This is a genomic window from Shinella sp., from assembly GCF_035998705.1.
GTDB lineage: Bacteria > Pseudomonadota > Alphaproteobacteria > Rhizobiales > Rhizobiaceae > Shinella.
In genome coordinates this window covers 183049-207389 of record NZ_DASYHH010000019.1, presented here as the reverse complement: position 1 = coordinate 207389, position 24341 = coordinate 183049, and the positions used below count along the sequence as shown (strand labels likewise).

Annotated in this window: 16 protein-coding genes, 1 tRNA gene and 1 pseudogene; 9 read left to right on the top strand and 9 right to left on the bottom strand. The window is 64.5% G+C overall.

Annotated features, from left to right (window positions below; translation table 11 throughout):
• Positions 1 to 176: 176 nt before the first annotated feature.
• From VGN93_RS15420 to VGN93_RS15410, 3 genes are all read right to left on the bottom strand, one after another.
• Positions 177 to 4349: a translocation/assembly module TamB domain-containing protein gene (locus tag VGN93_RS15420; RefSeq protein ID WP_327508132.1), complete on the bottom strand. Its 4173-nt coding sequence runs from the start codon at positions 4347 to 4349 to the stop codon at positions 177 to 179.
• Positions 4350 to 4453: 104 nt separating this feature from the next.
• Complete coding sequence (locus VGN93_RS15415; RefSeq protein ID WP_327508131.1) at positions 4454 to 6379, bottom strand: autotransporter assembly complex family protein; 1926 nt, start codon at positions 6377 to 6379, stop codon at positions 4454 to 4456.
• 267 nt (positions 6380 to 6646) lie between these two features.
• Positions 6647 to 6910 carry a YMGG-like glycine zipper-containing protein gene (locus VGN93_RS15410; RefSeq protein ID WP_064331830.1) on the bottom strand — a complete coding sequence of 88 codons (264 nt, stop codon included), beginning with the start codon at positions 6908 to 6910 and terminating at the stop codon, positions 6647 to 6649.
• 444 nt (positions 6911 to 7354) lie between these two features.
• On the opposite strand from VGN93_RS15410, the gene VGN93_RS15405 reads away from it, so the two are divergent.
• The 4 genes from VGN93_RS15405 (at position 7355) to hemA (ending at position 12588) form a co-directional block, all read left to right on the top strand.
• Positions 7355 to 7846, top strand: coding sequence for a (2Fe-2S)-binding protein (locus tag VGN93_RS15405; protein ID WP_327508130.1), 492 nt, complete (start codon positions 7355 to 7357; stop codon positions 7844 to 7846).
• Positions 7847 to 7954: 108 nt separating this feature from the next.
• Positions 7955 to 10306 carry a xanthine dehydrogenase family protein molybdopterin-binding subunit gene (locus VGN93_RS15400; RefSeq protein WP_327508129.1) on the top strand — a complete coding sequence of 784 codons (2352 nt, stop codon included), beginning with the start codon at positions 7955 to 7957 and terminating at the stop codon, positions 10304 to 10306.
• Positions 10307 to 10321: 15 nt separating this feature from the next.
• Entirely contained in the window at positions 10322 to 11119 is a 798-nt protein-coding gene (locus tag VGN93_RS15395; protein ID WP_327508128.1) for a xanthine dehydrogenase family protein subunit M, read from the top strand.
• Between the two features lie 254 nt (positions 11120 to 11373).
• The gene (hemA, locus tag VGN93_RS15390) at positions 11374 to 12588 is read left to right on the top strand and encodes a 5-aminolevulinate synthase (RefSeq protein WP_327508127.1); all 1215 of its coding nucleotides are present in this window, start codon (positions 11374 to 11376) and stop codon (positions 12586 to 12588) included.
• A gap of 13 nt (positions 12589 to 12601) precedes the next feature.
• Here hemA and dxr read toward each other — a convergent pair whose 3' ends face one another.
• Positions 12602 to 13777 (bottom strand): 1-deoxy-D-xylulose-5-phosphate reductoisomerase, encoded by a 1176-nt coding sequence (dxr, locus tag VGN93_RS15385; RefSeq protein WP_327508126.1) that lies wholly within the window; start codon positions 13775 to 13777, stop codon positions 12602 to 12604.
• Between the two features lie 190 nt (positions 13778 to 13967).
• Here dxr and VGN93_RS15380 point away from each other — a divergent pair, with 190 nt between their 5' ends.
• The 3 genes from VGN93_RS15380 to VGN93_RS15370 all read left to right on the top strand — a co-directional run bounded on the left by VGN93_RS15380 (position 13968) and on the right by VGN93_RS15370 (position 17470).
• Positions 13968 to 14684 (top strand): META domain-containing protein, encoded by a 717-nt coding sequence (locus VGN93_RS15380; RefSeq protein ID WP_319324158.1) that lies wholly within the window; start codon positions 13968 to 13970, stop codon positions 14682 to 14684.
• 87 nt (positions 14685 to 14771) lie between these two features.
• Complete coding sequence (locus VGN93_RS15375; RefSeq protein ID WP_319324159.1) at positions 14772 to 15152, top strand: CAP-Gly domain protein; 381 nt, start codon at positions 14772 to 14774, stop codon at positions 15150 to 15152.
• 305 nt (positions 15153 to 15457) lie between these two features.
• Positions 15458 to 17470, top strand: a complete 2013-nt coding sequence (locus VGN93_RS15370; RefSeq protein WP_327508125.1) for a hypothetical protein — start codon at positions 15458 to 15460, stop codon at positions 17468 to 17470.
• Positions 17471 to 17498: 28 nt separating this feature from the next.
• Here VGN93_RS15370 and VGN93_RS15365 read toward each other — a convergent pair.
• Positions 17499 to 17575 (bottom strand) — tRNA-Arg (locus VGN93_RS15365).
• Between the two features lie 46 nt (positions 17576 to 17621).
• Positions 17622 to 18782, bottom strand: coding sequence for a M20 aminoacylase family protein (locus VGN93_RS15360; RefSeq protein ID WP_327508124.1), 1161 nt, complete (start codon positions 18780 to 18782; stop codon positions 17622 to 17624).
• 131 nt (positions 18783 to 18913) lie between these two features.
• Between VGN93_RS15360 and VGN93_RS15355 the strand changes: the two genes are divergently transcribed.
• Both VGN93_RS15355 and VGN93_RS15350 read left to right on the top strand, forming a co-directional pair.
• Complete coding sequence (locus VGN93_RS15355; protein WP_327508123.1) at positions 18914 to 20029, top strand: D-alanyl-D-alanine carboxypeptidase family protein; 1116 nt, start codon at positions 18914 to 18916, stop codon at positions 20027 to 20029.
• Positions 20030 to 20057: 28 nt separating this feature from the next.
• Positions 20058 to 21218, top strand: a complete 1161-nt coding sequence (locus tag VGN93_RS15350; RefSeq protein WP_327508122.1) for a GTP-binding protein — start codon at positions 20058 to 20060, stop codon at positions 21216 to 21218.
• 196 nt (positions 21219 to 21414) lie between these two features.
• On the opposite strand, the gene VGN93_RS15345 is transcribed toward VGN93_RS15350, so the two are convergent.
• From VGN93_RS15345 to VGN93_RS15335, 3 genes and pseudogenes are all read right to left on the bottom strand, one after another.
• On the bottom strand, positions 21415 to 21663 hold the full coding sequence (locus VGN93_RS15345) for a sulfurtransferase TusA family protein (RefSeq protein ID WP_327508121.1): 249 nt from the start codon (positions 21661 to 21663) through the stop codon (positions 21415 to 21417).
• A 242-nt stretch (positions 21664 to 21905) separates the two neighbouring features.
• Positions 21906 to 23174: pseudogene (locus VGN93_RS15340) on the bottom strand (L,D-transpeptidase family protein); the annotation flags it as partial.
• A gap of 207 nt (positions 23175 to 23381) precedes the next feature.
• Positions 23382 to 24335, bottom strand: a complete 954-nt coding sequence (locus VGN93_RS15335) for an acetyl-CoA carboxylase carboxyltransferase subunit alpha (protein ID WP_319324166.1) — start codon at positions 24333 to 24335, stop codon at positions 23382 to 23384.
• Positions 24336 to 24341: the final 6 nt, after the last annotated feature.

Below are 24341 nucleotides of genomic sequence, written 5' to 3'. Positions count from 1 at the left end.
GGTCAACTGTTCGGGTGAAAACGCGACAAGGGGCAGCGGACCGTGCTCGGACACGGTCTTCTGAAGACCTGGGATGACAATGGTACGCTGCCCACCGCTCCATCATAACAAATCAGGCGGCACGCACAGATAAGGATGACGTTCAGGGTGAGGCAAAGAGCGAGAGCCCATCAGCCTCAATATTCCTTCTCGTAAAAAATACCCGCCCCCGCGCTGCCGCCGCTGCCGGCTTCGCCGCGCAATTTCAGGCCACGGCCCACGTCGAGGTTGATGACGGCCTTGGCGCCGTTGGTTTCCGGGTCCTGCTTCAGCTCAATATAGGTTCGTTCGTTCAGGTATTTGCCGGCCGAGACGGCCGCCCGGCCCTCGGCATCGGTCGTAATGTCGAGGTCGTCGACACCGAGCTTGCTGCGCAGGCTGTCGAGCAGGCCCGTCGAGCTGCCGCCGGCAAGCTGGCTTGCGGCGGAGGCGAGCTGCGCGATCTGCACGGCCGAAAGGTTCGACATCGAGCGGTTGAAGATGAGCTGCGCCAGGATTTCGTCCTGCGGCAGCGAGGGCGAGGAGGCGAAGGTGACCGTCGGGTTGTTGGCAAGGCCCGCCACCGTGACGGTGATTTCCGTCGTGCCGGCGCTGCTTCCGGCGACCAGGTTGACGGTCGGCACCAGACCGCCGGCAAAGCCGATATGGGCGCTGGTGAAATCGAGGCGGCGCGTCAGGATCTCCATGCGCCCGCGCCTGAGCTCGAAGCCGCCGGAGACGACGGGCGACGACGAGGTGCCGGTGATCTTCAGGCTACCGCCGAGCTCCGCATTGATGCCGCGCCCGCGCACGAAAAGCTGGCCCGGCGCCTCGATGGTCAGATCGAGCGCGATGCCGCGCGAGGCGCCGCCACCGCTGCCCTGGTCGCGCTGCACATCCGCCGTCATGCGCTTGACATCGGCCGGCGCATTGCGGTGCTTGATGGCGATTTCGGAAAGCGAAGCCGGCAATTTCTGCGGAATGGTGACGTTCGCCTTGTTGATGTGCAGCTTGCCGCCGAGCGAAAGCCCGGCAACCGGCCCCTTCAGCGTCAGGTCGCCGGCGACATTCGCCGTCACCAGCGTGCCGTCGACATAGGTAATGTCGCCGAGCTTGACAGTCACATCGACCGGGAAACCGCTTGCCGGATCGATACCGACGCGGCCGCTCGCCGATAGCTGGCCGCCACTCGCAAGCTTGCCGGAGACGGTCTCGATCACCGCCTGGCGCCCGTCCATGGTGACGCGGATCGTCAGGTTTTCCACCGCGAGGTTGCGGCGCACATCGACGAGACGCGCGCCGCCCGCCGTGATGCTGCCGGTAACCGAGGGGGCCGCCGCCGTGCCGCCGATCGACACGTCGACATTGGCATTGCCGGTCAGCACGAAACCCTGCGCGGAGAGCTGTCCCTCCAACAGGCCGAACGGCACCGTGCCGTTGAATTTCAGCCCGAGCGGCGTGGCGCCGCCGATACCGACCGTGCCGCCGCCGCGGAAGGACAGGCCGCCTGCGCCGGAGAGCACCGTGTCGAGCCGCACCTGGTTGTTGGCAAAGGCGCCCTTGGCATTGATGCTAAGTGCGCCGATGCCGGCACCGCGGGTCTGGCTCGTCTGTGCCCCGCTCCAGTCGAGCGCGTAGTCGACGACGGGTGCCGCCGCCCTGCCCTTGACCGTCACCGTGCCACTGATCGTACCCTCGGCACCGAGGGTGGCGGCAAAATTATTGACGAGGTCGGCCGGCAGCGCATTGAGGCGAAGCGCGAGATCGAGGGTCTCGCCCGCCCGGCCGGAGACGGCGACGGAACCGCGGCCTGCCTGGATGGTGAGCCCGTCGAGCGTCGCCACACCGTTGGTGACGCCGATGGTCGTCGGCTTGGCAAGCTTCAGCGCGATGCGCCGCGGCGCCGCCTCGAAGGCCTGCAAGGCGACGTCGAGGCCGCCGTCTCGCTGGAGGACCTTGCCCTTCGTCACGAGCGGCGCACCGTCGAGGCGGCCGGAGAGATCGAAGTTGGTCGCCTGCCCCTCGCGCGAAAAATCAAGCGTCAGGGCTTCGAGCCGGTTCTCGCCCGACGCGATCCGTTCCGCGCGCATCGTGCCGGTGATCGCGGCGGTGGCGAGGTCGGAAATGGTGAGATCGACGGCCGGCTTGGTGATGCTCACCGCATCGCGCCGAATGGCGGAGCCGGATGCCTGCACCGTCGCCGACGTCTTGCCGTTCGTCGTGGCGATTTCCACCTGGCCGGTTAGATCGCCGGCCGCCTGCTGGCCGGCCATGGCGGCAAGCAGGCCGAGATCCGGAAAATTGAAGCGGATGGTGCCATCCGGCATGAAATTCTCGGCCAGCGCCAGCGACCCCTTCAGCGTGTTGGGGCCGATTTCCGCCTCAAGCACCGGCACCGAGATGCGCCCGCCTTCCGAGGTGATGCTGGAGCGCACATTGATCGGCTGCCCGTCGAGTGCACCGGTTGCCGTCAACTCGCCGGACGGGCTGTCGGCGACGGCCTTGCCGGTGAGCGTCACGACGAGATCGCTGAGCGTGCGGCCGGACAGCGTCGCGTCGCTCGACGTGACCTTGGCCGAAACGTCGAGCCCCTGGACGGGGCCGGTCGCGGAAAGCTCGAAGGCCGCCTCGCCCGCGGCGTCTGCGAGAAGCTTGCCCAGGTTGAGCACCTTGCCGATCAATGCAGCGTCGAGATTGCCGCCGCCGAGCGACACCGTGCCTGCCGTCTCCAGCGTACCGGACTTGACCTGGAGGCCGGAGACCTGGACGGCGCCGTCGCTTGCGAGCTGCACCCGTCCTTCCATCGCGATCGTCGTGTCGAACTTGCCGGACAGCGCCGGCGGCAACACGGCCGGCAGCGCGAAGAGCCGGAAATCGACGTCCGCCTCGCGGCTCTCGATGCCGTAGCGGCCCGAGAGCGTGCCGCCGATGCTGGCGCTTTCGAGCGTCGCGGGGTCGAAGGCGATCTCGCTTGGGGACACGTTCAGCGTGGCGACGAGCTTCGCCGGCCCTTTCACCATGCGGTCGATATCGGCATTGGCGAAGGCCGTAGCACCCGTTTCCAGCGTCACATCCACGCGGCCGGACTGGCTCGCCACGTTGAAGGCGTCGCTCTTGGCCGAAAGGCGGATGTTTTCCACCCGGCCGGCCGGCAACGCCGCTGAGACGACCGTCGCATCAACCTGGAGCGCTGCGGCGCTCGCCTCGCCTGTCAGCGAAACATCGGCGCCCTCGATCAGCACGCGCGCATCGCCCCCGGCAAGCGGCCAGCGGAAATCGATCGGCCCATCCCGGCCGGCAAGCTTCACATCGAGGTCGTTTGCGCCCTTGGCGCTGACGGTGCCCGATGCGCCGAGCGTCATCGCGCCCGTCGAAATCGAGCCCTTCTCGATGCGCAGCATATCCGAGCCGTCGAAGGCCGCGACGACGTCGATGCCGGTCTCGCCGGCAAAGAGCGGGCGAAGCTGCGGCGGCATCAGCGCGTCGAAGGTGCCGCCGCCATTGAGGGCGATCGTGTGCAACCCGCCCGCCGAAAGGTCGTGACGCCCGTCGACGTGCAGCATTTCCGTGCCGTCGAGTGCGGCGGAAAGACGGCCCGTCCATTCGGACAGCGGGCCGTCGCCGGTCAACCGGATCGCGACGGCGGGATCGTTCGGAAGCTTCAGCAGCGCCGCCAGCAACCCGCCCTTCGGCTCGGCGACGTCGGCTTCCAGGCGAAGCTGGTTGTCGGCCGGGTTGAAGACGATATCCGCGCTGACCCGGGCATCTGGCCGCGCCAGTTCGGCGGCGGAAAGCTTGACCGCGACGCTGTCGGCGGTCGCATCCCCGCTGCCCGTGACGACGACGCGCTGGTCGCGTCCGGCGACCACGCCCGAAACGAGGAGTTCCGGCACCTCCAGCGCGCCGACATGCACCTCCACCGGCAGCGTGAACGGCGTATCGGATTTTTCCGTGTCGGGTTTCGGCTCCGGCAGGCGCAGCAGGGAGACGGAGGAGGCGGCGATGCGCTCGGCATCGAAGGAGAAGAACAGCAGCTCCCACGGAGACCAGTCGACGGCGAGGTCACGGATTTCCGCATAGGTGCCCTTGTCGTCGCCGAGGGTGATCGCGCCCGCACGAAGCCGCCCCGTGAGCAGGCCGGAGGGCTCGCTGATCGAGATGACCTGCCCGCTCGCAGCCGCGATCTTCTCCACCTGCGAAACGGCAAAACGCGCGCCCGCATCGGTAAAACCGACAAATCCGAGCGCCGCGACAAGAACAACCAGCAAAAGCACAAGGGCGTAGCCGATATATCGAAGCGTGGCGCGGAGAATTCGGGACAGCCTGTTCATGCATCATCCATTTCGCGTGCGGGGAGCGCAAACATTCGCTCCTCAACGTCTTGAATCCAAATCGCGCAATCGATCAAGAGCCTAGACGAAAATTGGGGCGACAGTCAGAAGGACTGGCCGATACCGGCATAGACCCCGAAGGAGGTTCCGCCCGGATATTTCTTGAGCGGCACCGCGACATCGAGCCGAAGCGGCCCGAACGGCGTCGCGTAGCGCAGGCCGATGCCGGCACCCGCCCGGATATCGTTGAAATCCGGCACCTCGTCCGTCGAGACCGTGCCGACATCGAGGAAGGGCACGACGCCGATCGTCTCGGTGACGCCGATGCGCGCCTCCGCCGAGGCCGCCACATAGGAGCGGCCGCCGAGCAGCTTGTTGCGGCTGTCACGCGGCGATATCTCCTGGTAGCCGTAGCCGCGCACCGTGCCGCCGCCGCCCAGGAAGAAGCGTCGCGTCGCCGGAATGTCGGACAATTCATCGCCACCGATGATCGTGCCGGCAGCGATCTTTCCGGCCAGAACGAAGCGTTTTTCCTCGCCGAGCGCCTGGTAGCCGGTGATCGCACCTTCGAAGCTCGAGAAGAAGGTGCCGCGCTCGATCTCGTAGCTCGGCTTCGCGCTGATCATCGCGCGATAGCCTTCCGTCGGGTTCAGCTTGTCGTCACGCGTGTCACGCACATATTCGATCGGAATGGCGACGGTGAGATAGTTGTTCTTGCCGAAGGCGTCGTCGACGTCGCTCCAGCTGACCTCGCCACCGGCGCTCACCGTGTCACGGTCGGAAAGCTCGATCGCGACGCCGGCCGCCCCTGTGATCGTGAAGGCCTTGTAGGCATCCGGATCGACGATCGAGGCCTTCACGCTGGCGTTGAAGGTGGTCGCCGGACCGAAGGCGCCGGGCTTGGAGAACAGGATGGCGCTCGAATAATCGAGATTGCCGATATCCTTGGTCTCGCCGATCCGGTTGATCGCCCCTTCCACACGCAGCGATTCCGCCTCGCCGAACAGGTTGCGGTGGCCCCAATAGCCTTGCAGGCCGAGGCCGTCGGTATTCGAAACCTGAGCGCCGGCGCCGAAATAGCGGTGTTTGCCCTCGGAGACCTCGATGGTCATCGGCAGCGAACCATCCGGCGCCAGCTTGTCGGCCTCGCGGATCGTGACGCTGGAGAAAACGCCGAGCGTGCGCAGCCGTTCGGCGGCCTTCGTCAGCGCCTCCGGCGAATACGGCTGGCCGGCATTGATGCGCGAATACCGCTGAACGAAACCCGGATCGACCGTCTTGGTACCCGTCACGCCGACCTCACCGACAGGCGCCACCGGCCCACCTTCGGCGGCGATCACCACATCGACGGTCTGTGTCTTGTGGTCGGCCGTGGCGTTGCGTTCCGTCAGCTTGGCGAGCGGCCGGCCTTCCGCCTTGAGATCGACGACCATCTTCTCGCCGGCCTTGAGGATGATGGTGGAATCGGCCCGGGCACCGGGCACCAGCCCGTAATCCGCCGGATTGCGCCCCTCCGCATCACCGGAAAAGGCGACGTCGCCGAAGGTGAAGACCGGGCCGGGCTCGACGCTGACCGTCACCGGGACCGCGCCGCTAATGTTGAATTCCGGATTGGGCGGCAGGGAATCAAGGTCCTGTCCGGCGATGGTAACCTTCACCACGCCGCCATAGCGGGCGTTTTCGTAGAGCGCGGCGAGGATGCGGTCGCGGTCGTCGCGCGCCTTGATGACGAGGCCGAGATCGCCGGAGACCGGCGTGCCCTCGTCCTGCTTGAGGCGCGTCGTGTTCTCGATCGCCTCTTTGAGATCGCCGTCGTCCGTGCCGGGCTCGAGCGTCAGCGTGTAGTTGACGGGATCGATGACGGCGGTGGTTTCTTCCTCGTCCTCGAAGAACTTCATGCCGAAGATCTCGAAGGCGGATGCCGGGGTGGCGGAGATGGGCCCGCACAAAAGCGCGGCAGCGACCGCGAGCGCGGTGCCAGCTCTCAGAAACGCGAAACTCTTTTCCGGCCGGTTCACTTTATCCCGCATCCGCAGTTATCCGTCGCCTTTACGCCTTGGGTGCGGGGCAAACGGCGGACCGGCAGCTTCCGTCACAGACTTCGGGCGCTCTGGTTCATCCAGAGCTTTCAGGCAGGAAAAGACCCTAACGTGTTAGGTTTTCCGTAATGTTAACGGTGGTTTTACACGGATGGAAACAAGATTTGAAGCACCGCAGCGGTGATTTTAGGTCACACCGATGAAAGCAAAAGCCCCGGAGACACTCCGGGGCTTCGCATAGGTTGCATGGTTTCAGTATTAGTAACCCGACGGGCACCGGTCGATATAGCGGCGGCCGTAGCGGTCACGGTAGTAGCACTGGCCCGGCTGCTCGGAAACGCTGCCGATGACAGCACCCGAAACGCCGCCGATGGCAGCACCCACGGCAGCACCGCGGACATTACCCGTGACGGCGCCACCGATGATCGCGCCGGAGACGGCGCCGATACCCGCACCCTTTTCCGTCTGCGTGCAGCTGGCGACGGCGAGGCCGACCAGAACGAGCGCAATGACTTTCTTCATGAAGATCTTCTCCAAAGTTGAGCGGCGGCCGCGTTTGCCGGGTCCGCCCTATCCCCTTCTACTCAGACACATACCGGGGCCGTCATCGACGGTTGGTCTGTCCGGCATCGAAAATATACTCGGAAATCGGGAAGTCCATGCCATGCAACTATTTTTTTGAGGGCCGAATAAATATCGTTGCCGTTTCGTCTGATTTACCCTCGTCTATCGAGAGGTCACGAGAAATTTCACCTTCGCCCCAAAGTAGCGGTTGATCGCCGCCGCAAAAAGTCAAATGATATGACTGTTGAGGCAGCGAGCACTGCCTCAGGCTGCCGGAATTCAATGCGCGCGAATGAAGATTGCTGGTGTTGTCTGATCCCAGGCCCGCGTCGCGAGACGCCCGCTGCATGTAACGTCGGATCGATCGGCCCCAGCGGACACTGAACTGCCAGGGAGGAACGAATGGCGAAAGTGGCAATGACCGTCAATGGCCGGAAGGTAAGCAAGGAGTGTGAGGACCGCACGCTGCTTGTGCACTTCATACGCGACAATCTAAGCCTCACCGGAACCCATGTCGGCTGCGATACCTCCCAGTGCGGGGCCTGCGTCGTGCACATGGACGGCAAGGCCGTGAAAAGCTGTTCCATCCTCGCGGCGCAGGCTGCGGGGTCCACCATCCTCACCATCGAGGGCCTTGCCGCCAACGGCGAGCTTCACCCCGTCCAGGCCGCCTTCAAGGCCAATCACGGCCTGCAATGCGGCTTCTGTACGCCCGGCATGGTGATGACCGCGGTCGACATGATCGACCGCTACGGGGCCGCGCTCGACGAGAAGACGGTGCGCGAGAACCTCGAAGGCAATATCTGTCGATGCACCGGCTACCATAACATCGTGAAAGCCATCCTCGCCGCCGCCGAAGAGATGGGCGCGGCAGGCCGGCAGGCGGCGGAATAGGCGTTAGGCAATAGGCAGTAGCCAATAGGGCGGCCAATTGCGCGACGGTGAAATCCCTAACGCCTATTGGCTAAGGCCTGCTGCCTCACTTCTCTGGAGGAGATGAAGATGGGTGTCGAAGGTATCGGCGCGCGGGTCGCGCGAAAGGAAGACAAGCGGTTCCTGATGGGCCAGGGCCGCTATACGGACGACATGTCCGTTCCGGGCATGCGCTATGCCGCATTCGTGCGCTCGCCGCACGCGCATGCGAAGATCAGGAGCCTCGGGACGTCTGCGGCCGAGGAAATGCCGGGCGTCATCGCGGTCTTGAACGGCAAGCAGATGCTGGACGACGGCATCGGCAACCTGATCTGCGGCTGGATGATCCATTCCAAGGACGGTTCGCCGATGAAGATGGGCGCCTGGCGGCCGATCGCGCACGAGACGGTGCGCTATGTCGGTGACGCCGTCGCCGTGGTGGTGGCCGACACGATGGGCGAGGCGCGCGACGCGGCCGAAGCCGTCATCGTCGATTACGAGGTGCTGCCCGCCGTCACCGATGCGGTGAAGGCGCTCGAAGCCGGCCAGCCGCAACTTCACCCCGAAGCACCCGGCAACCTGATCTACGACTGGCAGATCGGCGACGGTGATGCGGCCGACGCGGCGATCGCCTCGGCCGCCCACGTCACCGAAATGAAGATCATCAACAACCGGCTTGCGCCGAACCCGATGGAACCGCGCGCAGCGCTCGGCATCTACGATTCCGCCGAAGACCACTATACCTGCTACACCACGAGCCAGAACCCGCATGTCGCCCGCCTCGTCATGAGCGCCTTCTACAATGTCGCGCCGGAAAACAAGCTGCGCGTCATCGCGCCCGACGTCGGCGGCGGCTTCGGCTCGAAGATCTACATCTATCCGGAAGAGATCGTCTGTCTCTGGGCCTCCAAGCGCTCCGGCGTGCCCGTGAAGTGGACATGCGACCGCACCGAGGCCTTCCTGACGGACGCCCACGGCCGCGACCACGTCTCGACGGTCAAGATGGCCTTCGATGCCAACAACCGCATCACGGCGCTGAAGGTCGACACGATCGCCAATTTCGGCGCCTACATGTCGCTCTTCTCCTCGGCCGTGCCGACCTATCTCTATGCGACCCTGCTTTCCGGCCAATACGCCATCCCGGCGATCCATGCCAATGTGCGCGCGGTCTACACCAACACGGTCGCCGTCGATGCCTATCGCGGCGCCGGCCGTCCGGAAGCGACCTACCTGCTCGAACGCACCATCGAGACGGCGGCGCGCGAACTCGGAGTCTCGCCGGCGGAACTGCGCCGCGCCAACTTCATCCGCACCTTCCCCTACCAGACGCCGGTCATCATGAATTACGACGCCGGCGACTACGAAGCCTCGCTGGAGGCCGCCATGCAGGCGGCCGACTGGAACGGGTTTCCGGCCCGCAAGGCGGAAGCCGCCGGCCGCGGCATGAAGCGCGGCATCGGCATGAGCTGCTACATCGAGGCCTGCGGCATCGCGCCGTCCGCCGCTGTCGGCTCGCTCGGCGCCGGTGTGGGCCTCTGGGAATCGGCGGAAGTGCGCGTCAACGCCGTCGGCACGATCGAAGTGCTGACCGGCTCGCACAGCCACGGCCAGGGCCATGAGACGACCTTCGCCCAGCTTGTCGCCGAGCGCTTCGGCGTGCCGATCGACAGCGTCTCCATCGTGCACGGCGACACCGACAAGGTGCAGATGGGCATGGGGACCTACGGCTCGCGCTCCGGTGCCGTCGGCATGTCCGCCGTCGTCAAGGCGCTCGACAAGGTGGAGGCCAAGGCTAAGAAGATCGCGGCGCACCTGATGGAGGCCGACGAGAGCGACATCGTCATCGAGAACGGCGCGCTGAAGGTCGCCGGCACCGACAAGACCGTGCCGTGGTTCCAGATGGCGCTTGCGGCCTATACGGCGCACAACCTGCCCTCCGGCATGGAGCCGGGCCTCAAGGAAGGCGCTTTCTACGATCCGGCCAACTTCACCTTCCCCGCCGGCTGCTATATCGCGGAGGTCGAGGTGGATCCGGAGACCGGCAAGACGACGATCGTGCAGTTCGTCGCCGCCGACGATTTCGGCAATATCATCAACCCGATGATCGTCGAGGGCCAGGTGCATGGCGGTATCGCGCAGGGCATCGGCCAGGCGCTGCTCGAAGGCGTGCATTACGATCCCGACACGGGCCAGCTACTGACGGCAAGCTACATGGACTACACCATGCCGCGCGCCGACGACCTGCCCTCCTTCAGCGTCTCGCACCAGAACACGCCCTGCCCGAACAATCCGCTCGGCATCAAGGGCTGCGGCGAGGCGGGTGCCATCGGCTCGCCGCCGGCGCTGATGAACGCCATCACCGACGCCATCGGCAACAACGATCTCACCATGCCCGCAACGCCCCAGAAGGTCTGGGCGGCTGCCCGGACCGTGACGAACTGAGCGAGGAGGAAGACCATGTACGCAACGAATTACCATCGCGCGTCCTCGCTTGCCGACGCCGCCAGGCTGCAATCGTCCTCCGGCGAGGCGAAATACGTCTCCGGCGGCATGACGCTGATCCCCACCATGAAGCAGCGGCTGGCGGCCCCGTCCGATCTCGTCGATCTCCGCCATATCGCCGAAATGAAGGGCATCTCCGTCAATGGCAGCCGGGTCCGGATCGGCGCCGGCACGACGCATGCCGAGGTCGCGACCTCGGCGGAGCTGAAGGCCGTTTGCCCGGCGATCTGCCACCTCGCCTCCCATATCGGCGATCCGCATGTGCGGCATATGGGCACGATCGGCGGCTCGATCGCCAACAACGACCCCGCCGCCGACTACCCCTCCGCCATGCTAGCGCTGGGCGCGACGATCGTCACCAATGCCCGCGAGATCCCAGCCGACGATTTCTTCACCGGCCTCTTCGAGACGGCCCTTGAAGACGGCGAGATCGTCGTCGCGGTCACCTTCGATGCCCCGGCAAGAGCCGCCTATTCCAAGTTCCCCAACCCGGCCTCGCGTTATGCGATGGCCGGCGTCTTCGTGGCGAAACGGGCGGATGGCGGCGTGCGGGTGGCGGTGACCGGCGCCGGCTCCAACGGCGTGTTCCGCCATGCCGGGCTGGAGGGTGCGCTTGCCGCCAACTGGTCGACGGATGCCGCGGCCGGCGTCGCGGTGGATGCGTCCGACCTGCTTTCGGACATCCACGCAAGCGCGGAATACCGGGCTAACCTGGTGAAAGTCATGGCCAAGCGCGCGGTCGCCGCCGCCTGACCCCTCGAAAAAATTGAAACTGTTCGATTAAAAGGACGGTTGAGACCGTCCTTTTTTCATGCAGACTTGACATGCATCAACGGGAAATGGCCTTTGGGCGCTTAAGATAGATTGGAATGGTTCAAAGGTGGCGCAATTTGCCGCAGCGCTGATCGTTGCAGCCGAAGGGCGCCTGATATAGCCGATTGAACGACAGCCAACGATGACGGTGTCCGGTAATCAGTGTCCGGGCGATTGCCGGACTGGAGACATGGATGGACTTCGAGACCTACTTCAAGAACGAGCTTGGCGGCCTGCATCAGGAAGGCCGCTACCGCGTTTTCGCTGACCTGGAGCGCCAGAAGGGCAACTTCCCGAAGGCGACGCGCCACACGGCAGGCGGCCCGCAGGACGTCACGGTCTGGTGTTCGAACGACTATCTCGGCATGGGCCAGCACCCGAAAGTCACCGAGGCGATGAAACTCGCCATCGACCAGTGTGGCGCCGGCGCCGGCGGCACCCGCAACATCTCCGGCACCAATCACCATCATGTCCTGCTCGAGCGCGAACTCGCCGACCTGCACGGCAAGGAATCCGCCCTGCTCTTCACCTCGGGCTATGTGTCCAACTGGGCAGCGCTCGGCACGCTCTGTTCGAAGATCCCCGGCATCATCTGTTTTTCCGATGCCGGCAACCACGCTTCGATGATCGAGGGCATCCGCCACTCGAAATGCGAGCGCGTGATCTGGAAGCACAACGACCTGAAGGACCTCGAAGCCAAGCTTGCTGGCGCCGACCCGCATGCGCCCAAAATGATCGCCTTCGAATCGGTCTATTCGATGGATGGCGATATCGCGCCTATCAAGGAAATCTGCGACCTTGCCGACAAATACGGCGCGATGACCTATCTCGACGAAGTCCACGCCGTCGGCATGTACGGCCCGCGCGGCGGCGGCATTGCCGAACGCGAAGGCCTGATGCACCGCCTGACCCTGATCGAGGGGACCCTCGGCAAGGCCTTCGGCGTCATGGGCGGCTATATCGCCGGCTCGACCGCACTTTGCGATTTCGTGCGCTCGTTTGCCTCCGGCTTCATCTTCACGACCTCGCTTCCGCCGGCGATCGCCGCCGGTGCATGTGCCGCCATCCGTCACCTCAAGGTCAGCCAGGTCGAACGCTTCGCCCATCAGGAGCGCGTGCGTCGCCTGCGTTCGGCGCTCGACCGCGCCGGCATCCCGCACATGCCGAACCCCAGCCACATTGTGCCGGTCATGGTGGGGGATGCCGCCAAGTGCAAATGGATCTCGGACCTGCTGCTCGACAATTTCGGCATCTACGTCCAGCCGATCAACTACCCGACCGTGCCGAAGAAGACCGAGCGCCTGCGCATCACGCCGACGCCGCTGCACACGGATGCCGATATCGACCATCTCGTCGGCGCCCTGCATTCGCTCTGGTCGCGCTGTGCGCTGGCCCGCGCCGTCGCTTAAACGCCAGCGATATCTATCCAATGAGCCCGGCGGCCACTCGCCGGGCTTCTTCGTCCGCGGCGAAGACGTCTTCCATCGATGATGCTGCCGGCAGGTGGCTGAGCTTGTCCATCACCTGCTCGGCAATATCGGCCATCGCAAGAAACCCGATGCGCCCGGCGACGAAAGCGTGAAACGCCACTTCCTCGGCGGCATTCATCACACCCCCCTGCAAACCGCCGCGCTCCAGCGCCGTACGGGCAAGCCTGAGCGCCGGGAAACGCACCTCGTCCGGCGCCTCGAAATCAAGCCGCGAGAGTTTTGCGAAATCCAGCCGATCGACATTGAGCGCCGAGCGCTGCGGATAGGTCAGCGCATAGCCGATCGCCGTGCGCATGTCGGGCGAACCGAGCTGCGCCAGCACCGAGCCGTCGACATAACCGACCATCGAATGGATGATCGACTGGGGGTGCACCACCACCTCGATCTGGTCCGGCCGCACATCGAAGAGGTGCTTCGCCTCGATCATCTCCAGCGCCTTATTGAACATCGAGGCACTGCCGATCGAGATTTTCAGCCCCATCGACCAGTTGGGATGGGCGCGGGCGATATCGGCCGTCACGCCGGCCATCTGTTCGCGGCTCCAGGTGCGGAACGGCCCGCCCGACGCCGTCAGCACGATACGCTCGACGGCATGACGCTGGTCGTCCTCCAAGGCCTGGAAGATCGCACTGTGCTCGCTATCGACGGGGATGAGCCGCCCACCGCCCTCATTGACAGCCTGGACGAACAGGTCGCCGGCCGAGACGAGGCATTCCTTGTTGGCAAGCGCGATATCCGCGCCCCGCTTCGCCGCCGCCAGCGTCGGCGCCAGGCCGGCGGTGCCGACGATTGCCGCCATCACCCAGTCCGCATCGCCCGAAGCGGCCTCCATCAGCGCCGCACGTCCGGCGGCGGCCTCGATGCCGCTGCCAGAAAGCGCATCCTTCAGGCCCGCATAGCGGCTCTCGTCCGCGGTCACGACCAGCCGCGCGCCGCAATCCTTCGCCTGCGCGGCGAGCAGCTCCACATTACCATTGCCGGTCAGCGCCACGACCTCGTAGCGTTCGCGCCCGCCGAGCTGGCGCACGACGTCGAGCGTGCTGGTGCCGATGGAACCTGTGGAGCCGAGAATAGTGATGCGGCGTTTCTGCCGCTGGTCGGGAGCCATGGTGAATTCCGCGTTTTTCTTGTTTTCTACAAATGGCTCTACAGGCGAAAGACGCCTGCAACAAGTCATCGAAATGCTGTAAAGCGAAGGCTTGGTTCGTCTTGTGGAACCCGTGGCTTGACCTTTTCGCCCGGTCGGCCATAACGTCCCGGCAAAGCGGTCTTCCGCCCTGACGCGATTGGAGAAATCTGTGCACCGACGCCTGAGAGTATGGACCCTCGCCTGCCTCGCCTTTCTGGCGGCAGCTCCGGCCTATGCCGACGAGCCGGTCCCGGGTGGTCTCGGCGGCAGCTGGCTTGCCGAGGATATCGGTGGCAACGGCGTAATCGATGACTTGCAGACGACGCTGGAGATCAAGCCGGACGGCAACTATGGCGGTAATGGCGGCTGCAACACCTATCGCGGCAAGCTGAAGGTGCAGAACGGCAACATCGCCTTCGCCCCCGCCGCCGCAACGCGCAAGATGTGCGCGCCCGCCATCATGGACCAGGAACAGAAATTCTTCGATGCGCTCGGCACCGTCACCTCGTGGAAGCTCGAAAACGGCATCCTGCACCTGACGGGCAAGGAAGGCGCCCCGCCGATCCGGCTGAGCGCGCTGAAGAACAACACCGACATCGTCATCCGCCTGCCGGGGCCGGAGCAGAGTGTCGCGCGCGAGACGCTGAACTACCAATGTGATGCCGAACAGCGCGTCGTCGTCGAATATATCAATGTCGGCGCCAATTCGCTCGCGGTTCTCCGGGTCGACGAGGAGACGGTCATCGCCGCCAATGTCATGGCCGCGTCCGGCGCCAAATATGCCGGCGGCCGCTATGAATGGTGGACCAAGGGCGACGAGGCGACACTCTACGACCTGACCAGGGGCGAGAACGCGCCGGGCGTCACCTGCAAGAAGACCGGCTGAGCCGGCGCGACATCTTGGTCTTTACGCAATTCCGCACGCAAAACCGCTTCACACTTTTGCTGGAATTGCTCTGAGAAGGAACACCGCATGCCCACGTTCCAGGTCGGACAGAAAGTCGTCTGCATCAACGACCGTTTCAAGAACGTCTCGATCGACCAGGGCATCCGCAAGGGCCAGATCTACACGGTCCGCTGGGCCGGCCAGTACCGTCACTATGTCGACGGCGATTTCTACGGCATCAAGCTGATGGAGCTCTACCGCGGCAAGGACGACGGCCCGGAAGGCTACGGCGCCGATGACATGCCCTTCCGCGCCAGCCGCTTCCGCCCGCTGGTCTCCGACCGCATCCGCAACATGCTCGGCATCAAGGCGCCGACGCCAAAGGTCGTCGCCAAACCCTCGCTCGTCCCCTCCATCCGCCCCAAGCCCCGCGTGGTGACCCCGGAGCGCGAGAAGGAAGACGTCTGAGGGTGCGGACAAGGCAGCACAATAGAGGCCCGATGCGCCCCGTCCTTGTCTTCCTCGCCCTCACCTTGATCGCCGCCTGCACGACCAACCGCCCCGCAAACTGCGTCGTCACGCCGACGAACCTGGTCGAGTGCAATGCGGAATGAAGGCTTGGTGGCGTCTCAAAAAAATGAGCGCAGTCGATCGCCGATTTGTGTATTACTCTTCTTCTGAATAGGGGTCGGCAATTGCCGTCAGAGGCTTCCTGCGCAGCGCTTTCACGCGAAACAGGGGCCGAGAACTGCACGAGGGGCTGGGGCGGTTTCATGGCACTGATCATGGGGGGTATTTCGCTTGTCAATACACAAGTGGACGACGTGGAGATCGAGTCATCCGTTACCGGCCTGAGCGATGGCGGCTGGGTGGTGACCTGGATAGCCTATGATCTGGCGGGCACTCATAGTGAAGTCCTGCAGCAGGCCTTCAATGCAAATGGAACCCGCAGAGGCGTTGAAACGCGCATAGATGCCATATCGGCCGATTTGGAAATCTCCCCATCCGTGACCGCGCTGGCCGACGGCGGTTGGGTCGTGAGCTTTTCGAGCTTTGACGGCACGACGGAACAGGTCCTCCAGCAGCGGTTTGACGCCAATGGCAATACAGTCGGGCTGCTAGCGGATATCAGTCCGGGCCTTGTGGGCGACGACGAATACGAGCAAAGCACCACCGCCCTGCCGGATGGCGGATGGGTCGTCACCTGGACATCGGAGACATCGGGCGGCGACACGAGCATCTACCAGCAGCGCTTCGATCCGAATGGCGTCTCCACCGGGCTGACGCAGCTTTCCAGCAGCACCGGCGACTTTATCAGTGTCCAGCCGAGCGTGGCAACGCTTGCCGATGGCGGCTGGGTGACCGTGTGGACCGTCTACGACTTTTTCAACGATTCGTTCGAATTGCACCTTCGCACCTTCGATGCGGACGGCACGCCGAGAGACTCGGAAACGCTGACCAGCGCGAATTACGACGACTACGGCATACTCGACCCGATCGTCACCACCCTGGCGGACGGCGGCTGGGTGGTGACCTGGACGTCTGAAAATCAGGACGGGGACAGTCTGGGCATCTACCAGCAGGCCTTCAATGCCGACGGTTCGATGCGGGGCGTTGAAAGCCGGGTCAACACCACGACAATCGATGCACAGGCCCTGCAGACCGCGGCATCCCTTCCGGGCGGCGGCTGGGTGGTTGCCTGGGCTGACATCTCCGGCGCAATCTTCCAGCAAGTGTTCGATCGATTGGGAAGGCCCGTGGGCCGGGAAACCCTGGTGAGCGGTGCCGACTTTGCCTTGGGATATCCTTCCATCGCTGTTCTTGACGATGGCAGCTGGGTCATCACCTGGTCTGGCAACAGCGCTGAAGACGATATCGGCATATTTCAGCGCAAGTTTACGCTAGAGACCGTAACGCGCCCGCTTGATCCTCCGACGACAATGGGCACGGATGGCGCCGACCAGCTTTTCGGCACCAACGGTCGCGACATCATCGACGGCGGAAAAGGCGACGACACCATTTTCGCCCGCGGTGGCAACGACACCGTTTTCGGCGGGCAAGACGACGACACGATCGGCGGCGGCGATGGGAACGACGACCTCCAGGGCGGAGACGGCAATGACGCACTCTTTGGCGGCAAAGGCAACGACACGCTGCTCGGCGATGCCGGCGCGGACAAGCTCTATGGCGGGGAAGGCAATGACAGCCTGAACGGCGGCGATGGCGACGACCAGGCCTATGGCGGCAAGGGTTCCGACACTCTTTCCGGCGGCAGGGGCCACGATACGATGGGCGGCGGTGACGGCGCCGATACGCTGCGCGGCGAAGCAGGCAACGACACGCTCTACGGCGGCGCCGGGAACGATCGCCTGGAGGGCGGCGCGGGGGCAGACCAGCTGTTCGGCGGCCTCGGCACCGATATCCTTGCCGGCGGCGCGGGCCGAGATGTCCTGACAGGCGGAAAGGGCGCGGACGTGTTCCTGTTCACCGCCAGGGGCGATTCCGGCGCCGATGCCAGGACCCGCGACACGATCACCGATTTCAGCCAGAAGGGCGGCGACAAGATCGACCTCAGCAAGATCGGCATCGACAACGGCAGCGGGACAACTCCGTTCTTCAAATTCCTCGGCCAGGGCGACTTCACCGGCAAGGCCGGCGAGCTGCGCTACGAAATAGCTGACGGCAAGACGACGGTTTTCAGCGACATCGACGGCGACGGAGATGCCGATTTCTCCCTCCTCCTCAACGGAAAAATCAACCTCAAGGCGACCGATTTCATCCTTTGACGGCGTTTTGGATCATCTTTGGAAGAAGTGGTGATCCCGCCGCGATTCGAACGCGGGACCCCCAGATTAGGAATCTGGTGCTCTATCCTGCTGAGCTACGGGACCACTGACTGCACCCATACAAAAACCGGGCCTTTTAGCCAAGGGGTTTTCAGGCGGAAAGCCGGCTTTCGACGAGCTTGACCCAATAGGTCACTCCGTGCGGGATGGCGTCGTCGTTGAAGTCGTAGGCCGGATGGTGCAGGCCGGCACTGTCTCCGTTGCCGAGGAAGACGAAGGCGCCGGGGCGCGAAAGCAGCATGTAGGAAAAGTCCTCGCCGCCCATCATCGGGTCGAGCGCCGGGTCGACGGCGGCCTCGCCGGCAATGTCACGCGCCACCGCCACGGCATGGCCGGTCTCGTCCGGATGGTTGACGGTGACGGGATAGTTGCGGTGATAGCCGACGGTGATTTCCGCGCCGTGCGCTGCGGCAAGGCCGCCGCAGATCTGCCGGATGCGGGCTTCCGCCTCTTCGCGCATCCCGGGGTCCAGCGTGCGCACCGTGCCGGCAAGCTGCGCCTGCTCGGGAATGACATTGTGGGCGAAGCCGGCATTGAACTTGGTGACGGAGACGACGAGCGAGGCGATCGGGTCGGCGACGCGCGAGACGATCGTCTGGAGTGCGCCCACCACCTGCGAACCGATGACGATCGGGTCGACCGTCTTGTGCGGCAGCGCGGCATGGCCGCCGCGGCCCTTGACCGTGATGGTGAATTCGTCGGTCGCCGCCATGATCGCGCCAGGCCGCGTGCCGAAGGAGCCGACCGGCATGCCCGGCAGATTGTGCATGCCGTAGACCTCGGCAATGCCGAAACGCTCCATCATGCCGTCCTTGACCATCTCGTTGCCGCCGCCGCCGCCCTCTTCGGCCGGCTGGAAGATGACCGCGACATTGCCGGAGAAATTGCGCGTCTCCGCGAGATACTTTGCCGCGCCGAGCAGCATGGCCGTGTGGCCGTCATGGCCGCAGGCATGCATCTTGCCCCTGACGGTGGACGCCCAGGGCTTGCCGGTCGCCTCCTCGATCGGCAGCGCATCCATGTCGGCGCGAAGCCCGATCGTGCGCCCCTCGCCCTTGCCGCGGATGAGGCCGACGACGCCGGTGCGGCCGATGCCGGTCACGATTTCGTCAACGCCGAACGCACGCAGCTTCTCGGCGACGAAGGCGGCGGTCTTCTCCACGGCGAAGAGAATTTCCGGCTCCCGGTGGATGTGGCGGCGCCATTCAGCGATTTCGTCCTGCATTTCTGCGGCGCGGTTAAGAATGGGCATGCGATCATCCTGTCCTGTTCGGCCGAAAAATTGGCCATCTCTACTCGATGGCTTTGCCATCACGGTGCCATATAGGTTAAATAGGGCGACGGTTCGAGACAACTCCCGATTTCGAGGACAGACCCTTGCAGATGAACGGACGAACGACGCGCCGGAGCGCACGGCTTTTGGGCTCCAGCCTGCTGCTCGCAGCCACCCTTCTGGCAACCACCGCCGCGGCCAACCCGCGCATGCTGGTGGACGTCAACACGCTGAAAGTCATCGAGCACGAGGACGCCTTCCAGCGCTGGTATCCCGCCTCCCTCACCAAGCTGATGACGGCCTACACGGTCTTTCGCGCCATCAAGGCCGGCGAGGTGACGCTGGAAAGCGCGGTCACCATGACCAAGAACGCCGCCGCAGAACCGCCGAGCAAGATGTATTACAAGCCCGGCCAGAAGATGACGCTCGACAGCGCGCTGAAGATCATCCTCGTCAAGTCGGCCAACGACGTTGCCGTGGCGATCGGCGAATCGGTCGGCGGCTCTGAACAGGGTTTCGTTGCCCGCATGAATGCGGAAGCGGCGCGCATCGGCATGAGCTCCTCGCATTTCATCAATCCGCACGGCCTGCCCGGCAAGGGCCAGTACACGACGGCGCGCGACCTTGCGGTGCTCGCCGTGACGCTGAAGCGCGAATTCCCGCAATATGCCTCCTATTTCGCGCTGGAAGGCTTTACCACCGGCAAGAAGCAATACCCGAACTTCAACATGCTGATCGGCCGCTTCGATGGCGCCGATGGCATGAAGACCGGCTTCATCTGCGCCTCCGGCTTCAACCAGGTGTCCTCCGCCACCCGCAACGGCCGCAGCGTCGTTTCCGTCGTGCTCGGCTCAGACAGTCTCGGCGCACGCGCCGATATTTCGGCCGGCATGCTGGAAAAGGGACTGACGATGCGCCCGGGCAGCGTGCCGACGCTCGGCCAGCTGCGTCCCTATGGCGAGACGCGCGACATCGTCGCCGATGTTTCCGAGGATATCTGCTCGAAACACGCCGCCAAGGTGCGCAGCGAAGGCCGCGACGAGGCGGGCCGGCAAAAGCTCGTTTCGCCCTATATCCACGAGCTGAACCGACCGCTGAAGCTCGTTTATGCCGGCCTGATGGGCGGCGATACGGCCAAGCCCGCCGGCAACGATCAGGTCGCCGTCGGCGATACCGGCGGCCTCACTAACGTGCCGATCCCGATCCCGCGGCCCACCACCTTCTGATTGGCCAACTTTCTGATTGGACAAGACCATGACCCTCGCTGAGCGGCGCGTGCCGGTTTCCGTGCTGACCGGATTTCTGGGTGCGGGCAAGACGACCCTGCTCAATCGCCTCCTGAAGGACCCGGCGCTCACCGACACCGCCGTCATCATCAACGAGTTCGGCGAGGTGGGCATCGATCACCTGCTGGTCGAGCAGTCGAGCGACGGCGTCATCGAACTGTCCGACGGGTGCCTGTGCTGCACGATCCGCGGCGAGCTGGTCGATACGCTGGCCGACCTGATGGACCGCATGCAGACGGGCAAGATCCAGCCGCTGAAGCGCGTGGTGATCGAGACCACCGGGCTGGCCGATCCGGCACCGGTGCTGCAATCGGTCATGGGCAATCCCGTGCTCAGCCAGTCCTTCAGCCTCGACGGCGTGATCACCGTCGTCGATGCCGTCAATGGCCTCTCGACGCTTGCCAACCATCCGGAGGCCGTCAAGCAGATCGCCGTCGCCGACCGAATCCTGGTCAGCAAGATCTCGATGGCCGACGCGGCGGTCGTGGATGCCGTGAAACAGGAGATCGCCGCGCTCAATCCGCGCGCGACGATTTCCGACGTCGATACGCCCGGCCTCGTCGGCCCGGCTCTGCTCGCCAATGGCCTCTACGATCCCGGCAGCAAGATCCCGGATGTCCGGCGCTGGCTGCATGAGGAGGCGCACGATCATCACCACCATGACCACGATCATGGGCACGACCACCATCATCACGACCACGGGCATCACCACGGGCACGGCCACCAGCACGCCCATGACGTGACGCGTCATGATGCCACGATCCGCTCCTTCAGCATCGTGCATGATCGCCCGGTCGACCCGATGGCGCTGGAAATGTTCGTCGACCTCCTGCGCTCCGCGCATGGCGAAAAGCTGCTGCGCATGAAGGGCATCGTGCTGATGTCCACCAGTCCAGAGCGCCCGCTGGTTCTGCAGGGCGTGCAGAGCGTCTTCCATCCGCCGGAGCGGCTTCCCGCCTGGCCCGACCCGTCCGATCGGCGCACCCGTCTGGTCCTGATCACCAAGGACCTGCCGGAAGCCTTCGTGCGCGACCTCTTCGACGCCTTCACCGGCACCCCAAGCATCGACCGCCCGGACCGCACGGCGCTCTCGGACAATCCACTGGCGATACCGGGATTGCGGCTTTAAGGCCTGCGCGCAGTTTACCCCCCTCTGCCCTGCCGGGCATCTCCCCCTCAAGGGGGGAGATCAGCAAGGCTATGCCTCTGCATTCGAGCAGCAGCGTTTGAAGCGAGACGGCGCTCCATCCAATCTCCCCCTTGAGGGGGAGATGCCTGGCAGGGCAGAGGGGGGAGCCGCAAGACGCGACAATAGCTGCCAGCCACTAAACCTTTTTGCGGATCAGGAAGCGATGCCCCGCTTCGACGCGCTCGCTTGCTTCGAGCGTGTGGCCGTCCTCGTTACAGAAGTGGGGGATGTCGATGACGGCGAGGGGGTCGGTGGTTTCGACCCAGAGTGCGGCGCCGGCCGCCATCGCCGACAGGCGCTTGCGTGCCTTCATCACCGGCAAAGGGCATTTCAGGCCGCGCAGGTCATAGACTTCGTCTTCGTCGCCGGCCGCCGTGGCGGTCATTTCTGCCAGAATTTCCAGAAGGGTTTTTCGGCCTTCTTCTCGACGACCTGAACCTCCGGATTTTGCTCCGGTGTCGGCAGGACGACCGTGCCTTCCGCGGGCTTCTCGACGCGCTGGCCGGCGGTCTCCGTCGCCGGCTTCTGTTCCTTCTGGAGCATCTGTGTCCCGGCTTCGGCCTTCGCCTGCTGCTGGGTCTCCTGCGTCACGCCGGCGACCGGCTCGACCTTGCGCGGGGCGGCCTTGTCGGTCCAGAATTTCCAGAAGGGCTTTTCCTGCTTCTTCTCGACGACAGCGACGCCCGGATTTTCCACCGGCACCGGCAGGGCGTCCTTGCCTCCGGCCTGCTTTGCGGCCTTCGCGGCGGCGACGTCGGCGGCGAGCGCCTCGGCCTCCTTGATCTTCGCCTGCTCGGCGTCGAGCTTGGCCTGCTCGGCCTCGCGAACCGCGCGTTCGGCGGCCTCGACCTTGCGCTTTTCGGCCTCTTCGGCCTTGCGCTTCTGCTCGGCGAGCTCGCGGGCGGTCATCAGCTTGCCGGCATCGAGCGAATTGCCGGTCGGCGCATAGGCGAGTTCGCGGCCCTTGCGCTGGTCGGCGACGATCGCCTTGCGCTGGGCTTCCGAAGGTTCGACCCAGACCGTGCCGTCATATTTCCGCATCGCCGTGGCGTAAGCCGCCGCATAGGTCTTGTTGTAGCTGCCGAGCGCCACTTCGAGGCTGGCAGGCGTCGTCATCGCCGGGCAGGCGCCAGCCGGCGAGAAAGGCTTGTCGGCCTGCTGGTTGAAGACGTACTTCTTCTCGCAGACATTGACCTCGGGCGGACGCTTGGTCAGCTCGAAATGATCATAGCCGACCTTCAGCATCTTCCAGAATTCGATATGCGGATTGTCGCGGTGGCGCGCCATGTTTTCCGCGGTCATGCGGAATGGGAAGGCCTGGAGCTGGATGGTCGACTGCCCGCCGCCGAACGCATCGCGGGCGAAGGCGAAGATTTCCACCATCTGCTCGTCGGTCATCGAATAGCAGCCGGACGACGAGCAGGCGCCGTGGATCATCAGATGCGTGCCGCTCGCCTTATTGGCGCGGTCAAAGGCATTCGGGTAGCCGGTATTGATGGCGAGGTAGTAGCTCGAATTCGGGTTCATGTTCGCCTTGGAGAGCGGATAGAACCCTTCCGGCGCCTGCCGGTCGCCTTCCTTCATCTTCGGCCCGAGTTTGCCGGACCACGCGCAGATCTTGTAGTTGCGCACCAGCTTGTAGCGGTTCGCCCGGTCGGCCTTCCACAGCTCCAGCCGGCCCTCTTCCTTGAAGATGCGCAGCATCATCGGCGAGGAGCGGTCGATGCCCATCGAGGACAGCTTGCCGAGCACCGCGGAGGAAAGCTGGTAGTTGGTCTTGCTGGAAACCTTGGTGATGTCGACGTCGACCTTGTCGAACGTGTCGAGCGTCTCGTTCGTGCAGCCGGCAGCGACCACAGCGAGAAGCGATACAGCGGCAAGAACAGTCAGGCGCATTCGAAAGGTCCGTCAACAATCGTCAGATCGCATGCCGTCGCGCCGACAAGGGCGGACGCGCAGTCGTAACCGGCTTATACTTCATAAATTCTTAACCGGAAATTCTTTCGCGAGGCTGCCGGGAAGCCGCGACCATCTCAGACACAAGGATTATGGCCGAGATGGGGCGAAAGCAGCCCCAAGGGCCGCCAACGGCCAAGAATCCGGTTAAAGCTGGCGGCCGATATTGAGATAACGCTGGCGGCGGTCCTTCCGCAGTTGGTCGCCCGGCTTGGCGCCGAGATCCTTGAGCGCCGCCGCGATCACGTCGCCGGTGCGCCCGATCACCGCTTCGGGGTCGCGATGCGCGCCGCCGACCGGCTCCTGGATGATGCCGTCGATGATGCCGAAGGCCTTCAGGTCTTCCGCCGTGATCTTCATATTGCTGGCCGCCTCCTTGGCGCGCGTCGAATCGCGCCACAGGATCGAGGCAGCACCCTCCGGCGAGATCACGCTGTAGATCGCATGTTCCAGCATGTAGACCCGGTCGCCGGTGGCGATGGCGATGGCGCCGCCCGAGCCGCCTTCGCCGAGCACGACCGAGACGATCGGCACGCGGACATTGAGGCACATCTCCGTGGAGCGGGCGATGGCTTCCGCCTGGCCGCGCTCTTCCGCGCCGATGCCCGGATAGGCGCCGGCGGTGTCGATCAGCGTGACGATCGGAATGCCGAAGCGGTCGGCCATTTCCATGACGCGGATCGCCTTGCGGTAGCCTTCCGGCCGCGCGCTGCCGAAATTGTGTTTCAGGCGCGACTTGGTGTCGTTGCCCTTTTCCTGGCCGATAATGGCGACGGCCTCGCCGCGGAACCGGCCGAGGCCGGCCTGGATCGCCTCGTCCTCGGCGAACTTGCGGTCGCCGGCAAGCGGCGTGAACTCGTCGAAAAGCTGGCCGGCGAAATCGAGGAAATGCGGGCGCTGCGGATGGCGCGCGACCTGCGTCTTCTGCCAGGGAGTCAGCTTGGAATAGATGTCGGCCATCGCCTCGCGGGCGCGGATTTCAAGCCTACCGACCTCATCCGTCGTGTCGATGCTCTCATCTTCCTCGGCGAGCTTTCTCAGCTCGTGGATTTTGCCTTCGAGATCCGAGATGGGCTTTTCGAAATCGAGGTAGTTGTGCATGAGATG

Excerpts from the sequence above, each read along its gene's own strand:
- VGN93_RS15410 (WP_064331830.1), bottom strand. The coding sequence starts at position 6,910 with ATGAAGAAAGTCATTGCGCTCGTTCTGGTCGGCCTCGCCGTCGCCAGC.
- VGN93_RS15395 (WP_327508128.1), top strand. The coding sequence starts at position 10,322 with ATGTACGCAACGAATTACCATCGCGCGTCCTCGCTTGCCGACGCCGCC.
- VGN93_RS15415 (WP_327508131.1), bottom strand. The coding sequence starts at position 6,379 with ATGCGGGATAAAGTGAACCGGCCGGAAAAGAGTTTCGCGTTTCTGAGA.
- VGN93_RS15420 (WP_327508132.1), bottom strand. The coding sequence starts at position 4,349 with ATGAACAGGCTGTCCCGAATTCTCCGCGCCACGCTTCGATATATCGGC.
- VGN93_RS15345 (WP_327508121.1), bottom strand. The coding sequence starts at position 21,663 with ATGACCGCCACGGCGGCCGGCGACGAAGACGAAGTCTATGACCTGCGC.
- VGN93_RS15355 (WP_327508123.1), top strand. The coding sequence starts at position 18,914 with ATGAACGGACGAACGACGCGCCGGAGCGCACGGCTTTTGGGCTCCAGC.
- VGN93_RS15335 (WP_319324166.1), bottom strand. The coding sequence starts at position 24,335 with ATGCACAACTACCTCGATTTCGAAAAGCCCATCTCGGATCTCGAAGGC.
- dxr (WP_327508126.1), bottom strand. The coding sequence starts at position 13,777 with ATGGCTCCCGACCAGCGGCAGAAACGCCGCATCACTATTCTCGGCTCC.
- VGN93_RS15405 (WP_327508130.1), top strand. The coding sequence starts at position 7,355 with ATGGCGAAAGTGGCAATGACCGTCAATGGCCGGAAGGTAAGCAAGGAG.
- VGN93_RS15370 (WP_327508125.1), top strand. The coding sequence starts at position 15,458 with ATGGCACTGATCATGGGGGGTATTTCGCTTGTCAATACACAAGTGGAC.
- VGN93_RS15360 (WP_327508124.1), bottom strand. The coding sequence starts at position 18,782 with ATGCCCATTCTTAACCGCGCCGCAGAAATGCAGGACGAAATCGCTGAA.
- VGN93_RS15400 (WP_327508129.1), top strand. The coding sequence starts at position 7,955 with ATGGGTGTCGAAGGTATCGGCGCGCGGGTCGCGCGAAAGGAAGACAAG.
- VGN93_RS15375 (WP_319324159.1), top strand. The coding sequence starts at position 14,772 with ATGCCCACGTTCCAGGTCGGACAGAAAGTCGTCTGCATCAACGACCGT.
- hemA (WP_327508127.1), top strand. The coding sequence starts at position 11,374 with ATGGACTTCGAGACCTACTTCAAGAACGAGCTTGGCGGCCTGCATCAG.
- VGN93_RS15350 (WP_327508122.1), top strand. The coding sequence starts at position 20,058 with ATGACCCTCGCTGAGCGGCGCGTGCCGGTTTCCGTGCTGACCGGATTT.